Source organism: Alteromonas sp. H02 (assembly GCF_059682525.1).
In genome coordinates this window covers 90,230-105,503 of the sequence record NZ_CM185021.1, presented here as the reverse complement: position 1 = coordinate 105,503, position 15,274 = coordinate 90,230, and the positions used below count along the sequence as shown (strand labels likewise).

General features: G+C 51.1%; 12 protein-coding genes. 7 read left to right on the top strand and 5 right to left on the bottom strand.

The window, feature by feature from the left end; translation table 11 throughout:
- The first annotated feature begins 98 nt into the window (after positions 1-98).
- Positions 99-1,523, top strand: a complete 1,425-nt coding sequence (locus AC566Q_RS00495; protein ID WP_499612660.1) for a sensor domain-containing diguanylate cyclase — start codon at positions 99-101, stop codon at positions 1,521-1,523.
- On the opposite strand, the gene AC566Q_RS00490 is transcribed toward AC566Q_RS00495, so the two are convergent.
- Genes AC566Q_RS00490 through AC566Q_RS00480 form a run of 3 tightly spaced genes read right to left on the bottom strand, consistent with a single transcriptional unit; the run spans position 1,509 to position 4,249 of the window.
- Positions 1,509-2,405 carry a DMT family transporter gene (locus AC566Q_RS00490; protein WP_123324118.1) on the bottom strand — a complete coding sequence of 299 codons (897 nt, stop codon included), beginning with the start codon at positions 2,403-2,405 and terminating at the stop codon, positions 1,509-1,511. The two genes, AC566Q_RS00495 and AC566Q_RS00490, sit on opposite strands and share 15 nt — an antisense overlap.
- The gene (locus AC566Q_RS00485; protein ID WP_499612658.1) at positions 2,406-2,858 is read right to left on the bottom strand and encodes a methylated-DNA--[protein]-cysteine S-methyltransferase; all 453 of its coding nucleotides are present in this window, start codon (positions 2,856-2,858) and stop codon (positions 2,406-2,408) included. It abuts the gene before it with no gap.
- Complete coding sequence (locus AC566Q_RS00480; protein WP_499612656.1) at positions 2,858-4,249, bottom strand: DNA-3-methyladenine glycosylase 2 family protein; 1,392 nt, start codon at positions 4,247-4,249, stop codon at positions 2,858-2,860. Before AC566Q_RS00480 ends, AC566Q_RS00485 begins: the two co-directional genes overlap by 1 nt.
- A 249-nt stretch (positions 4,250-4,498) precedes the next feature.
- Here AC566Q_RS00480 and AC566Q_RS00475 point away from each other — a divergent pair, with 249 nt between their 5' ends.
- Entirely contained in the window at positions 4,499-5,602 is a 1,104-nt protein-coding gene (locus AC566Q_RS00475) for a serine hydrolase domain-containing protein (protein WP_105933166.1), read from the top strand.
- 34 nt (positions 5,603-5,636) lie between these two features.
- Here AC566Q_RS00475 and speA read toward each other — a convergent pair whose 3' ends face one another.
- A complete protein-coding gene (gene speA / locus AC566Q_RS00470; protein WP_499612654.1) occupies positions 5,637-7,565 on the bottom strand; it encodes a biosynthetic arginine decarboxylase in 1,929 nt (642 codons plus the stop codon).
- 283 nt (positions 7,566-7,848) lie between these two features.
- Here speA and AC566Q_RS00465 point away from each other — a divergent pair, with 283 nt between their 5' ends.
- A complete protein-coding gene (locus tag AC566Q_RS00465) occupies positions 7,849-8,226 on the top strand; it encodes a DUF3224 domain-containing protein (RefSeq protein ID WP_105933142.1) in 378 nt (125 codons plus the stop codon).
- A 175-nt stretch (positions 8,227-8,401) separates the two neighbouring features.
- The gene (locus AC566Q_RS00460) at positions 8,402-9,133 is read left to right on the top strand and encodes a MauE/DoxX family redox-associated membrane protein (protein WP_499612652.1); all 732 of its coding nucleotides are present in this window, start codon (positions 8,402-8,404) and stop codon (positions 9,131-9,133) included.
- 42 nt (positions 9,134-9,175) lie between these two features.
- On the opposite strand, the gene AC566Q_RS00455 is transcribed toward AC566Q_RS00460, so the two are convergent.
- Positions 9,176-10,444, bottom strand: a complete 1,269-nt coding sequence (locus AC566Q_RS00455; RefSeq protein ID WP_499612650.1) for a pectin acetylesterase-family hydrolase — start codon at positions 10,442-10,444, stop codon at positions 9,176-9,178.
- Between the two features lie 242 nt (positions 10,445-10,686).
- Here AC566Q_RS00455 and glpK point away from each other — a divergent pair, with 242 nt between their 5' ends.
- From glpK to AC566Q_RS00440, 3 genes are all read left to right on the top strand, one after another.
- Positions 10,687-12,183 (top strand): glycerol kinase GlpK, encoded by a 1,497-nt coding sequence (gene glpK / locus AC566Q_RS00450; protein ID WP_499612648.1) that lies wholly within the window; start codon positions 10,687-10,689, stop codon positions 12,181-12,183.
- Between the two features lie 324 nt (positions 12,184-12,507).
- Complete coding sequence (locus AC566Q_RS00445; RefSeq protein WP_499612646.1) at positions 12,508-13,269, top strand: fumarate reductase cytochrome b subunit; 762 nt, start codon at positions 12,508-12,510, stop codon at positions 13,267-13,269.
- Positions 13,269-15,242: a fumarate reductase flavoprotein subunit gene (locus tag AC566Q_RS00440; protein ID WP_499612645.1), complete on the top strand. Its 1,974-nt coding sequence runs from the start codon at positions 13,269-13,271 to the stop codon at positions 15,240-15,242. Before AC566Q_RS00445 ends, AC566Q_RS00440 begins: the two co-directional genes overlap by 1 nt.
- The last annotated feature ends 32 nt before the right edge of the window (positions 15,243-15,274 follow it).

Genomic DNA, 15,274 nt, shown 5'->3' with positions numbered 1-15,274 from the left:
TACGTCAGTGTTTGGCGACAGTAGCATGCAAAGCGTTCTGACTGTATTATACTCAGCTCCGGGCCATAACACCGTTTACAGGGAGAAGCAGAAAGCAAGTGAATGCGTTCAGGACATTACATCGAAGTATATTACTGCTGTTTGCAGTAGTAGTGATTGCCATTGTCACTCTGGTACACTTCAGCATCTCAAAAATCGTCGCCGAGCAAAGCCGGGCTCAACAACAGTCGTTGTCGCCAGCGGTCTCGCTTATTGTGTCGCAAATATTAAAACCGCTGCATGTTTCTGAAGCCCTTGGGAAATCCCGGGAGCTGGTAGAATTAATGGAGCATGAAAATATCAACGAACCCGAGGTATTTTCTGCCCTGGACCGGCTGGAAAAGGAGTTTGGGTTAACCTTCTTTATTGCCAGCGATCTGGCCCGCATGCAATACAATTCTGATGGTAGCAAGCTCGCGCTGATTGAAGGCGAGGTGTCGTGGTATTTTAAATATCGTGACAGAGAAGCCGATGCAGTAGCCGATATTGGTAAATGGGAAAACCCACATTTTTATATCGATATAAAGATTTATGACGATGCCGGTAAGTTTTTAGGCTTTTTTGGCGTAGGAAAAAGTTTAAAAAGCTTCGTTTCGGTTTTCGAAACCTACAAACGCCAGTATGGCTACGACTTTTTGTTCGTGGATGGTGCTGGTGACATTATGCTGTCATCGGATCAAACACTGGTCGCCACCTATTCTGAGTTTACCAACTTATCTGAATTACCCTGGTACGCCAGCTTGCCGGAGCCTATCCGCGCCAAAAACGCCCTTAACAATCAACTGATCACCATTGATGGTAAAGACCACCTCATTGCTGAAGTGAGCCTGCCTCAGTTTGGCTGGACGGTTTACCTGTTGAGTCCGCTGGACGCCAGACAAGCAGAGATTTCTCAGGGCTTTATTTTCAGTGTGGTTACCATACTGGTGATTATTTTTGCGCTGTTCCTGCTTATCTATAATTTGCTGTATTACTTCCGCCGCGATATGCAGCCGGAGTTAATTATTCGTAATACTCACCGCCTGCCGGATCGCAATCAGCTGGAAGAAACCTACCAGTCGCTTACGGAACAAAACGCGTCACTGAGTATCATTATGGTCGACATCGATCACTTTATGGATATCAACGACCAGTTTGGCCGCAATGCCGGTGATGACGTGCTCGACAAGGTCTCTGGTTTTATTTCCAGTCACCTGCGGGAACAGGACGTACTGGGGCGTTGGAGCAGCGAGGAGTTTATTATTCTGCTCCCCGAAATGGGGCCTCGTGAAGCGCAGGAGCTGGCGCAGACTCTGCGCCACGGCATTGCTATTCTGCCGCCGCCAAGCGACTATCCGGAAATGCACTTAACCGCCAGCTTTGGTGTGTCGTTTACTGCCTCTAAGCGTAACCTCAATGAGCTTACCGCCCACGCTGAGGATGCTTTATATCAGGCTCGCCGGGACGGCCGGAATTTGGTGCGTGTGCAGTTAATTGACGACTAACCGCTGTTTTGCCCAGTGCGCAATGCGCTGGGCAAAACCTGTAGTAAAACTTATCCCCAGCAATATCAGTAGTCCGCCACAGAAGTCCCACACACTTAACATCTCATTAAGAAAAATAACGCCCCACGCAATGCCAAATAACGGCACCAGATAACCCACCATCACCGCTTTGGCCGGGCCGGCAGCAGCTATCAGATAGAAATACAGCAAATAAGCCAAACCAGTCCCCACCAGAGCCAGCGCCAGAGCGTTCATCCACGCCAGCGACGAAGGCCAGGCCTGGGGCAGCTGCATTAATGCAAATGGAGTAATTAACAGCGACGCCCAGAACTGACTGCCCGCAGCCACCGCCACTGGTTTTACCCCCGCCAGCGATTTTTTCATCATACAAGCGCCCCAACCGTAACAACCGGCAGCACCTAACACAGCCAGTACCGGCACAATACTGAGCTGACTGCCCAGAGTTTTATCAAGGCTAATCACCACTACGCCAACAAACCCGCACATCAGGCCGACGATAGCGAGCTTACTGAGGCGTTCCCGCAACCAGATAAAGGCAAACATGGCAGCAAACATCGGCGCGGTAGCATTTAGAATAGCCAGTACCCCGCTTTGTAATTGCAGGCTGGCAAAGTTGAATAACGCAAAAGGCACCGCGGTATTTATTGCCCCTAGCAGACACATTGGCTTCCACAGTTTAACCATCTGCCGGCCACCGCCGGTGAGAAATAAAAAGGGTAGAAACACCAGGGTTGCCAGTGACGTTCTAAGGACCACCAGCGGCACTATGCCAAATTCAGGCGCTGCCACGCGCATAAAAATAAACGAGGCTCCCCAAATAGCGCCAAGGAGTAATAATGCGCCCAGTTCTCGCGGTGTCACCTAAATTGCTCCTTCTAATGCCAATAAAAACTGCTTTCTGGTTAACCCGCCCGCATAACCGGTTAATTTGCCATTGCTGCCAATCACCCGATGGCACGGCACAATTATGGTTAACGGGTTTTTGCCGTTAGCCATGCCCACCGCGCGCGAAGCCGTGGGCTTACCGATGCCATTGGCAATAGCGCCGTAGCTTACCGTTTGACCATAGGGTATTGCCTGCAGTTGGCGCCAGACCTGCTGCTGAAAGGCTGTACCCGAAGGGTTTAGCGGCACGCTAAAAGTGGTCAGGTGACCGTCGAAGTAAGCCTCAAGCTGCTCGCAACAGGCCTGAGTAAGATCTGAGGGGGTTGCCTCAGCGGCCGGTTCTGACACAAACCGAATGCTGGTGATGCCCTGTTTATCCGCGCTGATTGCCATAAGTCCGCAAGGGCTTTGCCAGTAACTGAGTGCCATTAAGATTCTCCGGTGTGCTGATTGGCCAGTAACCATAGCTGGATGGTAAGGTAGCTGCGCCATGGTGCCCCCAGCGATGCCTTAATGGCAAAGCGCTGTGCCTGACGAGCAACAATAAGATCTTTTTCCAGATAGATATCCGGCTCACTGCCGCCTCGCAGTTTAATATATTGTAGGGTCCAGGGGCCAATGCCTTTAATTGCCAGAATGTCACTGTCGCTGAGTTCCTTACCCGGATTTGCTGCCACCAGCGCGGCAAAATCGCGGATAGCCTGCTTTCTGGCTCCAGGCATTTTAAGCATATCCAGCGACGACGATGCCACTTGCTGCGGGGTTGGAAAAGTATGGCCATATGGCTGCTTTTCACCCAGCTCGTTGCTCAAACGCTGCAACTGCGTGATTGCCGCTTTGATACTGATTTGCTGACCTATAATCGCCCGACAGCCGGCTTCAAATACACTCCACACGCCGGGTAAACGCACGCCGTTGGCCTGCAGCTCAGGCGGTACGCCAGCATTGCTTAATGCCTGCCCGACACTATGCGGATCAGTGTCCATATCCAGTACCCGGCGCAAAGTGCTCAGCAACGGCTGCAAGTGCTGTGGTCGGGTGAGCTGCGCTTTTATGTGAAAGCCGCCTTGTTGTTCATCGAAGGTAGCGCAAACAAAACCCGGCTCATTATCAACACTAAAGGCACGGCTATAACTTCGCGCATCCACACTCTCGATATCCGTCAGTGCTCTTAATTGCAGAAAGTCCCGGATCTGGGGCCAGTTGTAGGGTAAACGAACCGGCATAAAAAGCACTAGTTCCGATGCCATGGCCTGCCGCCCGCCAGCTTTGCGAATATCACCTGCGGTTAAGGCAAAATCTTTTTTTAAGTGGCTTTGCAGGCTGCGGCTCGATTGAAACCCGCTGGCTAACGCCACATCCTCAACAGACAGAGACGTTTGCTGCAGCAGGCGTTTTGCCAGCAATAGCCGACTGTAGAGCTGAAACCGTTTGGGTGACATGCCCACTTCCCGGCTGATTAACTGCCCAAGGTAACGCTCGCTGATCCCCAAACGTTCGGCGATGGCCTGCACCGTTTCATCGAGTGACTCACTCAGCAACCGCATGGCACGCTGGGTGGTGGTGCTCACGCCGCGCCAGGCAAATGAGCCCGGCGCGCTGTCTGGCCGACACCGCAAACAAGGCCGATAGCCCTGCTCAATAGCCTGCTGCGCATAATGATAGTAATCCACGTTCTTTTCATCCGGCAGACGGGCAGGACAGACAGGCCGACAAAAAATGCCGGTAGTTTTTACTGCCACAAAAAACCGCCCGTCAAACCGGCGATCCCTGGATTTTCGGGCCTCAGAGTACTGTTGTTGCAGAGCGGCGTCGAGCATCGCAGTCTCGCGGTTGATTTACATATGGCCATTGTAGCCTGCTTTGCTGAACAGGTTGCGAAGAAATCGGAACTGACAGTCAGCGATGGATTAATCAGCACTTACTTTCAATGAGTTGATCACTGTGCGGTCACCCCGCATAATAGCGTCGATCATTTGCCACAATATTATTCAATCCCATATTCCGGAGTTTTTTGTTTGCCTTATTTGGACTTGCTGCGTCGGTACTGTTTTATCGCGCTGTGTGTAATGCCTGGATGCATTGTTAGTAACACCACGATCGCCGCCGACCAGTGGTTTGAAGACTATGCTGCCCAGGTAAAGCGCGACGCACGCAAATACAATGTGCCCGGTTACGCCATGGTATTTTATCAGCAGGGCAAATCACCGGTTATCAAGGTTTACGGCAGAACTCACAGTGGCGGGAAGCCTGTTGACGAGAATACGGTGTTCCGCCTGGCATCGGTATCGAAGACCTTTACCGCTGTACTGATGGCCAAGCTGGTGCGTCAGAATCAACTCGACTGGACGACCCCCGTGACCGAAATGAGCCCTACGCTGGGCGCCGCAGGCACATTGAACCCAGGCATGACACTGGGCCATATTGTTGGCCAGTCCAGTGGCTTTATGCCTAACGCTTACGACAATCTTATTGAAGCGAATTACCCATTAAAGCGGGTCCTCAATCAACTCGCCGGACTCGAACCCTTGTGTCAGCCCGGCGAGTGTTACACTTATCAGAACGCGCTGTTTGGCGTGATCCAGGAATACTTTGTCAGTCGCAATACCTCTTATCAGCGCCAGTTGCAGGAGCAACTGCTCACTCCGCTCGGGATGGATACTGCCAGTGCCGGCAAAGGTGGTTTGCTGGCCTCAGAGCAATGGGCTCGCCCGCATATTGCGATTGCGCGAAATCGCTGGCGCGAAGGTCAGGTGGAAAGTAATTACTACCGGTTTACACCGGCGGCCGGTGTAAATGCCAGCATCAATGATATGACCCGCTGGCTGCAAGCTATGTTACTGGAGTTTCCCACTGTTGTGCCGGAAGATGTTGTGGCGGCAGTTACCACTCCGCGGGTACGTACCACCCGTGAGGTCTACCGCCGCGGCTGGCGTGACGATCTTAGCGATGCCCATTATGGTCTTGGCTGGCGAATCTACGATTATGCCGGCGAAGTACTCAACTATCATGGCGGCTGGGTAAAAGGCTATCGTGCTGATGTGTCGTTTTCGCCGAAATACAAAGCCGGCTATGTGATGCTGATGAACGCTGAGTCTAACCTCATAAACACCACCACAGCGGACTTCTGGGAAGCTTACTTTGAGCAGGCAAAGCGTCGCTTGCCTGAGTAGTTTCCCGCCCACAGAATGGCGGGCGGGACTGGTGTTATTTGCCGGTTTTTAAATAGGTATAACCGCTCAGACAGGCTTCATAAAAGTCTGTCCAGCGTACTCCTTCACGGGGTTTGATATTGCCCGCAGAAACCTGCTTGTCGATTAAACGCTTCACATCGTAAGCCATAGCTTTCGGGTTATACTGCATGATGCTCAGTACGTCTTCCACTGAGGTTCCTTTCACCACTTCTTCGATGTAAAAATCTTCCGGATCGTCATCGTAACTGAAAATGTGCACTTCGTTCAGACGGCCAAACAAATTGTGCATATCACCCATTACGTCCTGATACGCGCCGGTCAGGAACAGACCAATATAGTAGGGCTCATCAGGCTTCAGCTTGTGCATTGGCAACACATCGGTGATTTCACGGCCGACAGTGAACTGATCGATTTTACCGTCGCTATCGCAGGTAATGTCTACCAGCGAACAGTTTACCTCCGGACGTTCATTCATGCGTGTGATCGGCACAACCGGCAATAACTGGTCGATAGCCCAGGTATCAGCCGCAGACTGAAACACCGAGAAATTACACAGGTACTGTGATGACAAGCTGTAATCAAGCTCCTGGAGCTCTTCAGGTACATAGTCAGCGTGAGCATAATACTCCTGCAACCGTTCCATGATTTCCCAGTACAGCGTTTCGATTTTTGCCAATTCTTCTAACGAAAGTACCCGTAACTTGAAGGCATCCAACGCTTGCTCTTTATATTGGGAGGCGTCGTTATACACTTCCTGCATATTGGTTTGCTGGTCGAAGGTGCTGGCCATTTCCCGCATGTTCTTAACGAAATAATGCTCACCTTCAGCCTCGCCGGTATCTACTCCTGCGCTATTAGAGCGAATTTCACCCACGATCTGAGTAATTACGCAGCTGTGGTGGGCGGTAATCGCGCGGCCACTTTCGCTAACCAGATGAGGATGCGGAACACCTTCCAGATCGCACACCTCTTTCATACCATAAACCACGTCGGCCACGTACTCCTGCATGGAGTAATTGCGCGAGGATTCACTGGTTGAAGCAGTACCGTCGTAGTCGATACCCAGGCCACCACCCACATCAACATAATCGAGCGGGAAACCCATCTTATGCATTTCAGCATAAATGCGACCACCTTCAGAAATCGCCTCTTTTACCGAGCGGATATCGGTAAGCTGACTACCAATATGAAAATGCAATAACTTAAGGCAATGCGCCATGCCCTGCTCTTTGAGATAACGGGCGGTATTAATGATTTCGGCAAAGCTCAAGCCAAATTTGGCTCGTTCGCCACCGGAGCTCTCCCATTTACCACGGCCTTTTACTGTCATTTTGGCGCGTACACCAATTAACGGTTCAATGCCCAGTTCTTTGGAGATTTTAACCAGAAGCAGTAGTTCTGAGTATTTCTCAACAACCACAACCATGCGCCGACCGAGTTTGCGACCGAGCAATGCCAAACGCATAAACTCTTCATCTTTATAGCCATTAAGAATGGTCAATGAGTCTTCATTGGTGTTAAGTGCCAACACGGTAATGAGCTCAGCCTTAGAACCGGCCTCAAGACCATAGTTGTAGTGTTCACCCACATCAACGATCTCTTCCACCACTTCACGCATCTGGTTAACTTTCACCGGATACACGCCCTGATATTCGCCGCTGTATTCAGCCTCTGCAATGGTATTGCGGAAGATAGTATTCAGATTAGCAACCTGAGAACGCAAAATATCATGAAAACGTACTACAACTGGCAGTTGCACGCCTTCCTGATGGATCTCTTCAATGACCGCTTTGAAATCGATTTGAATTGATGGATCTGAAGGGTTGGGTGTGACCTTGATATTGCCGTTTTCACCAATGTGAAAATAGCCACCGCCCCAACGGGAAACGCCGTATACGCGTTCTGCCTCTTCAACAGACCACTCCTGAGAAGTTCCATCCATCGCTAACACCTTAAATATTTTGCGTGCTGGTAAAAATGATTTGCAGCTGACATGCTCATGGCGCGTATTATAACGGTCTTTACAATCAGCGCTATGACAATTTACGCACCTGGCACTGACCCGGATTACTGCTTTTTTACGTATTAAGTCAATATGATAGAAATTTGTTGACTATTTTTTACTCACCACAGTACCATAAAGTAGTACAAATTCATGACGTTAACATATTATCTGTGAGCATTTCATGGTGCCGGGATAAGTCCACGGAAAGGAGTATGAGGGAATGCAACGTGTATTAGGAGAATTTGCCGTTGAGTTAACCCCACAGCAGGACGAGCTGGACATGGGCAGAATGCTATTCACAAAATCCTTTACCGGCGAGCTTGCCGGTACTTCCAGTGGACAGATGCTCAGTAAGCGCAGCACCGTGCCAGGTTCAGCAGGTTACGTAGCCATCGAAACCTTTGAAGGCGAACTGCAAGGTAAAAAAGGCAGCTTCTCTTTGCAACATCTGGGCATTATGAGCCGGGGCGAGCAAAAGCTAACCATCGTAGTGGTACCAGATACAGCCACCGACGGCCTGGAAGGTTTATACGGAAATATGCAAATTCAAATAGTCGATGGTAAGCACTACTACGACTTTGAATTCGATTTTACCTGAGGCCCCCGCGGTAGTAAGCCACTAAGCAGTTAACAATAATGATTTACCATTGCAGGAATGGTTCCTGCAATGCTCTTCCGTAAAGTGTTAAACACCCTCTATTTTAACGTGTTGTGCTGTAGTTATTGCAGGTCGGGCGCGTAGGGTGTGAATAATTTTCATTGCGGAGGACTTCATGAATAAAACAGCCGAGCTTTATCGCATGGTGACATCACAACATATTTGCCCTTTTGGCCTGCGCTCTAAAGATTTACTGGAGCGGGAAGGGTTTGAGGTGGAAGATCATCAGTTATCTTCCCGCGAAGAAACCGATGCGTTTAAACAGCAATACGATGTTAAAACTACCCCTCAAACCTTTATTGATGGCCAGCGGATTGGCGGTTACGACGACCTCCGCGAGTATTTCGGTAAAGGCGAGGCGGGCCAGACAGGGACTACCTACACTCCGGTTATCGCCATCTTTTCGGTAGCAGCATTAATGACCGTCGGTTGGCAGTTTGCCTCATCCAGCAGCCTGCTGAGTTTATCTTCATTATTGCTGTTTATTGCCGTCAGCATGTGTTTTCTGGCAGTGCAGAAACTGCAGGATTTATACAGCTTTACGCAGTCTTTTATTACCTATGACCTGCTTGCCATGCGCTGGCTGCGCTACGGTTATTGGTATCCATTTCTGGAGGCCTATGCGGGTATCGGCATGATAACGGGTTTGCCAGCCCTGTGGGTTGCTCCGGTATCGCTGTTTATCGGCACCGTTGGTGCCGTATCAGTATTTAAAGCGGTGTATGTAGACAAGCGAGAACTCAAATGTGCCTGCGTGGGCGGCGACAGCAATGTGCCTTTGGGCTTTATTTCACTGTCGGAAAACCTGTTTATGATTGGCGGTGGTTTACTGATGCTACTGAGCTAATTCGTGTCATTAAAAAGGCTGCCAGATGGCAGCCTTAGCTATTTACTGGTCAATCACACTGGTTTTTCTGAACTGCCAGCGGTTAGCAAACTGATGAAGCCAGCGAGTGAATCGCATTCGCCCCGCTCTTTCATCATAAAACGGATTTTCTCCCGGCGCGGTGAGATAAGTATTCGTAAGCACTGTGTGTGCATCACCTGCGCCAATAAAATATTGATAATTCGGCACATACTCATTCAGGAAAGCATAAGAGCCTGTCATTGCTGCGCTCCACTCCATAAACAACAGGTAGTCATCTTCAGTAAGGCCCCAGGTAAACGGATCCATATTACCGGCGTCAATCTCTGAGGAAATTTTGTAGAACAGCACCTGTACTGCATCCAGTTGCGTGGAATACTGAGCAAAACGAACCTGGGGATAGCTGGCCGCCAGCACGCCCATCATATCCTGATTTAACGTAGCTGCCTGATAAGCTCCCATAAACTGAGCAAACATAGGCGCCAGGCTATTTTCTACGCCCCAGGTATGACCGAAGGAGAAGGTCGATTCCACGAAGCCCGCAGACAAGACGCCGGCTGCACCATCGCTTAACAAAGCGGTACGGGCTCTTGGGAACGCAGCTTGCAGGTATGGGAAATTGATAGTGGCACCATAACCACCAGCACTGGAACCGGCGACCAGCATTCTGCGGGGCTTAACCGTGCTGTGAGCATAGTAGTCTTTTAACCATTCGCGCACAGCCATAAAATTATCAAAGCCGCGATGGCGCACCGGAACCGGCGCGGCAGGCACGCCCGTGATTATGCCAGTGGTATCTTCATACACCACATCATTTGAGCCAATGTGGATATCGCCAGTGCAATAAGGAATAAACACCTTACTCCAGTTGGCAAAGGGGTTACGCGGATTATCATCATCGAATATGCCCCCGGCATTGACCGGCGAGTTTTCGGTGTACATAGACGGGTTATAAGTAGGACGGCCACCAGGTACACCGCTCAGAGCCAGCGATGTCACGCAGGTTGCGTCGTTCCAACAGGCACCACCACCATTAAAAAAGACCACTAATTTACCGGCATTGCCCGGTTTAAAATAAAAGTGGAAATCGTTTGGAATAACAGCCCCGGTAGCAGGGTCAGTGATTGTCTCCAGAGCACAGGCTGGCGACAGCGTTTGCGGTTGCCCCTCATCATTGATGATTTCTACTGAGGCTGGCACCGGGATTTGTTGCCATTCTTCAGCGCTAACATTGGTATGCAAAGCACAGGAATATAGTGCTATAAAAGCACTTAAGCAGCGAAAGCGAGTCATATTTCATCCTTGAGTAGTCAAAGGTCGTTAAGTAATAAACCGCTGATGCCGCAGGTAGGAGCGGGTAAAGCTTATTAATATAAGTCTTAACTTACATTAAAGTAAAAATCGCAGGCAGCAAAGCAATAAATTAACTTAACTCATAATTATTGCGTCATGACGCGCGCCATAGTCAGAGACTGGCGTTCCGCTTTTATCCCGTTAAACTACAGCATTATAACTAATTCTAAAATGAGCGACGTATGCCTGCTGCAACCGGTAATTCTGCCTACCTGGCCATCGACCAGGGAACCACGTCTTCCAGGGCCATTTTATTTAACCAACAGTTTGAAATGATTTACACGGCGCAGCGGGAATTTCCGCAGTACTACCCTAAAAACGGCTGGGTAGAGCAGGATCCCGAGGAACTTTGGCAGTCGGTACTGAATGTCGCCCGTGAGGCGCTAACCGTTGCCAGCGATCTCAAACTGTCAGTCAAACATGTGGGGATCACCAATCAACGGGAAACCACGCTGGTCTGGAACAAAGAATCCGGCCAGCCAGTGTATAACGCTATCGTCTGGCAGGACCGGCGCACCAGCGGCTATTGCAGCAACTTATCAGTGCACGAAGACCTGGTACAACATAAAACCGGCCTTAAACTGGACCCGTATTTTTCGGCCAGCAAGATTCGCTGGATCCTCGACAATGTGGAAGGCGCGGCTGAGCTGGCCGCAAATAACAAGTTGCTGTTCGGCACCGTTGATACGTTTTTAATCTGGCGCTTAACCAACGGCAACGTGCACGCCACCGACGTGACCAATGCCAGTCGCACCAGTTTGTTTAATATTCACAGCCAGCAGTGGGATGAGGAACTTCTGGCGCTGTTTGATATTCCGGCCGGCCTGCTGCCAGAGGTAAAAGATTGTGCCGACGATTTTGGCCGAACACAGCCAGGCCTGTTGCCTGTGGTGCTAAACATCAGCGGGGTGGCCGGCGACCAACAGGCTGCCATGGTCGGCCAGGGCTGTGTTACTCAGGGCAGTGTTAAAGCCACCTATGGCACAGGCTGCTTTGCTCTGGTTAATACCGGCAGCCGTTGCGATATCAACCACACCGGTCTGCTTACCACCATTGCTTATCGGCTTAACGGCATTACTCATTATGCGGTAGAAGGCTCCATTTTTGTTGCTGGCGCGGCGGTACAATGGCTGCGCGACGGGCTGGGTTTAATTGAAAAAGCCGCCGATTCCGAAGCCATTGCCGGACAAGTGGGTAACGAACACGGCCTGGTGGTAGTGCCCGCTTTTACCGGTCTTGGTGCACCGCACTGGGATCCTGATGCCCGTGGGGCAGTCTTCGGCATCACCCGTGCCACTACTGCCAATGATATTGTGCGCGCTACCCTCGAATCGATTTGTTTTCAAACCCACGACTTAGTCACTGCCATGAGCAGCGGCGGTAATCCACCAACTATTTTAAAGGTAGATGGTGGTATGGTGGCCAACGAGTGGTTTTGCCAGTATCTGGCCGATACGTTGAATGTGCCGGTAGTCAGGCCAAAAGTGATGGAAACCACCGCACTGGGCGCTGCACTACTGGCCGCTTTTCAGGCCGGAGATATCACCGAATTAAACCAACTGGCCGAAGCGAATCCCTGCCAGCGTGAGTTTGAAGCCAATGCCACCGACAGCGCCCGCGAGCAGCGTTTAACCCAGTGGCATAAAGCGGTAAAAGCAACCCTGCTGATGACCTCTTAAATACCAAATTCTGCACAGCCAGGGGCCATTTAGGCTCCTTGTCGAGACAAAACTGTACCAGTAGTTTAACCACCCTGCTCTTTTTACGGGAGATTGAAACCAGAGGATGATCCAGAACAAACATTGGTAAAGTTGCCTTAGTTAGTGCATTGCGCCACACTTTTTAGTGCCGTAAAGTAAAACAAATACCGCATGGTTTGTGCTGTCGTCTTATGCAATCCCAACCAGCCATGTCATAACAAAGTAAAACGTAACTCTTACATTCAATCACTCAGGCCATCTTTCCCTGCATGCAGGGAACCCGACTTTCAGGGAGAAAGTGCTGTGCTGTTCAAAAATCCGCTATCCAGCCCCCGCGGCCCCGCTGTAATGGACATGCTGCAAAGTGTCAGCGGCATCATTCTGGCCCTGTTCATGTGGGCGCACATGTTTATGGTGTCGAGCATTCTGCTGGGCAATGATGCCATGTACTGGGTGACCAAGATGTTTGAGGGCGAGCCAATCTTTGGTAAGGGCTACCCCATTCTGGTGAGCCTGTTTGCGCTGTTTATTCTGTCGTTAGTTGTGCTTCACGCGTTTCTGGCGATGCGTAAGTTTCCGGCCACTCACCGCCAGTACCGTACCCTGCACAATCATCTTGGCGGTATACGCCATACCGACAGTTACCTGTGGTATGTGCAGGTGTTCACCGGTTTCGCCTTATTCTTTCTGGCCTCTGTTCATTTATACCAGTTAATCATGCATCCGGCGGATATCGGCCCGTACGCCTCATCCGACAGAGTATGGACTGGGCGCATGTGGCCGCTGTATTTAATGCTGCTGTTTGTGGTTGAGCTCCACGGCGGCATTGGCCTGTACCGGGTGCTCGTCAAGTGGGGCTGGTTTATGGGCAAGGATCCAAAAGTTGGCCGCAAACGCCTGACCATAGCCAAATGGGTACTCACTTTATTCTTTCTGGTACTGGGATCACTGACGCTCGCCGCCTATATGAAAGTAGGCTACGAGCATCAGGATAGCGCCGGAGAGCGTTATCAACCCGCCGAATATTCGCAGCTGCACAGCGCCTCGCAAGGAGAGAATGACTAATGCAAACTATAGTAACCGATGCGCTGATTATTGGTGGTGGTCTGGCGGGTTTACGAACCGCTATTGGGGTTAAACGCCGCGGCTTTACGCCGCTCATTTTAAGCCTTGTACCGCCTAAACGCTCCCACAGTGCCGCCGCCCAGGGTGGCATGCAAGCCAGCTTAGGCAACAGTGCCAAAGGCTGGGGCGATAACGAAGACGTGCATTTTGCCGATACCATTCGCGGCAGCGACTGGGGCGCCGATCAGGTGGTTGCCCGCATGTTTGTGCATACCGCGCCTAAAGCCGTGCGCGAACTGGCTGCCTGGGGTGTCCCCTGGAACCGGGTACAAAAAGGCGATCATAAAAGCGTGATCAACGGCGAAGAAGTGACGATTACAGAACGGGATGAGTCACACGGGTTGATTACCGCGCGCAACTTTGGTGGCACGGCCAAATGGCGTACTAACTATGTGGCAGACGGCACCGGCCATTCCATGCTGTATACCATGAGTAATCAGGCCATAGCCGAAGGCATTGAAGTCCACGAGCGCATGGAGGCCATTGCTCTGCTCCACGAAGACGGCCGCTGTCAGGGTGCGATTGTACGAAACCTCATTACCGGCGAACTGATTGTTTACCTGGCTAAGGTCACCTGTATTGCTACCGGCGGCTTCGGCCGTATTTACCGGGTATCCACCAACGCCGTAATTAATCAGGGCATTGGTACTGCTATCGCACTTGAAACCGGCATTGCCAAACTGGGCAATATGGAAGCGGTGCAGTTTCATCCCACCGGAATTTTCCCGGCGGGTATACTGGTTACTGAGGGCTGTCGCGGCGATGGCGGCCTGTTGCTGGATGCAAAAGAGCACCGCTTTATGCCGGATTATGAACCCGAGAAGCGCGAGCTTGCCTCCCGCGATGTGGTGTCGCGCTGGATGGAAACCCATATTCGCAACGGCCACGGCGTAAAGTCACGTTTTGGTGAACACTTGTGGCTGGATATCCGTTTGCTGGGCAAAAAGCATATCAACAGCAAACTGCGCGAAGTAAAAGAAATCTGCCAGTATTTCTTAGGTGTCGACCCTACCGAGTCGCTTATTCCGGTGCGCCCGGCTCAACATTATTCTATGGGCGGTATCCGTACCGATTACCGCGGCGAATCACCTACGCTGAAAGGCTTATTCGCCGCCGGCGAGGCAGCCTGCTGGGATATGCACGGCTTCAATCGCCTTGGCGGTAATTCAGTAGCAGAAACCGTGGTGGCTGGCATGATTGTAGGCGAGTTTATGGCCGACAGCCTGCTGACTGAAGCGTCACTGGCGATCAGTTCTACGGCCATTGATAGCCAGGTTAGTGCGGTTCGTGATGAACTGGCGTCGTTTCAGCGCAGCGAGAATAACGAAAACGCCTGGCACATTATTGAGGCCATGCAATCAGTGATGACCGAAAAGGTAGGGATTTTTCGCCATGGCGAGCAGTTGGCTGAGGCGGTTACTGAATTGCAATCGCTGTATGAGCGTGCCGGACGAATAAAAGTCAGCGACACCAGCCGTGGTGTAAACCCGGAACTCTGCGCGGCTTATCGCGCCAAAAAGATGCTTAAGCTAAGCCTGTGTGTGGCCAGTGGTGCATTAGCCAGGGAAGAAAGCCGCGGCGCGCATTGCCGTGAAGACTTCCCGCTTAGAAACGACAAAGACTGGCTCAAGCGTACGCTGACCAGCTGGTCACCTGAGGCAGCCTCGCCTGCCATAGACTATGAGCCGCTCGATGTAATGAGCATGGAATTGCCGCCCGGCTGGCGCGGTTATGGTGGCAAAGAGCGCATTGATCACCCTGATACGCCTACTCGTCAGGCCGAAGTAGATGGCGTACAAGCAGGCGATGCAGACCGTTTTGCCAAACAACAGCAACTGATGCCCTTTACAGGCTGCTTGCCCGAACCCTTCCGTGGCCGCAACGCCCGTTTATCCGAGGAGCTTGATGCATGAACGCCAGCACAGAAAAAACCATTCCGGTAAAG

What these genes read in the sequence shown, in the direction of transcription:
- AC566Q_RS00485 (WP_499612658.1), bottom strand. Translation starts at nt 2,858, where the DNA reads ATGGCACTCAGTTACTGGCAAAGCCCTTGCGGACTTATGGCAATCAGC.
- AC566Q_RS00480 (WP_499612656.1), bottom strand. Translation starts at nt 4,249, where the DNA reads ATGCTCGACGCCGCTCTGCAACAACAGTACTCTGAGGCCCGAAAATCC.
- AC566Q_RS00475 (WP_105933166.1), top strand. Translation starts at nt 4,499, where the DNA reads ATGCCTGGATGCATTGTTAGTAACACCACGATCGCCGCCGACCAGTGG.
- speA (WP_499612654.1), bottom strand. Translation starts at nt 7,565, where the DNA reads ATGGATGGAACTTCTCAGGAGTGGTCTGTTGAAGAGGCAGAACGCGTA.
- AC566Q_RS00465 (WP_105933142.1), top strand. Translation starts at nt 7,849, where the DNA reads ATGCAACGTGTATTAGGAGAATTTGCCGTTGAGTTAACCCCACAGCAG.
- AC566Q_RS00460 (WP_499612652.1), top strand. Translation starts at nt 8,402, where the DNA reads ATGAATAAAACAGCCGAGCTTTATCGCATGGTGACATCACAACATATT.
- AC566Q_RS00455 (WP_499612650.1), bottom strand. Translation starts at nt 10,444, where the DNA reads ATGACTCGCTTTCGCTGCTTAAGTGCTTTTATAGCACTATATTCCTGT.
- glpK (WP_499612648.1), top strand. Translation starts at nt 10,687, where the DNA reads ATGCCTGCTGCAACCGGTAATTCTGCCTACCTGGCCATCGACCAGGGA.
- AC566Q_RS00440 (WP_499612645.1), top strand. Translation starts at nt 13,269, where the DNA reads ATGCAAACTATAGTAACCGATGCGCTGATTATTGGTGGTGGTCTGGCG.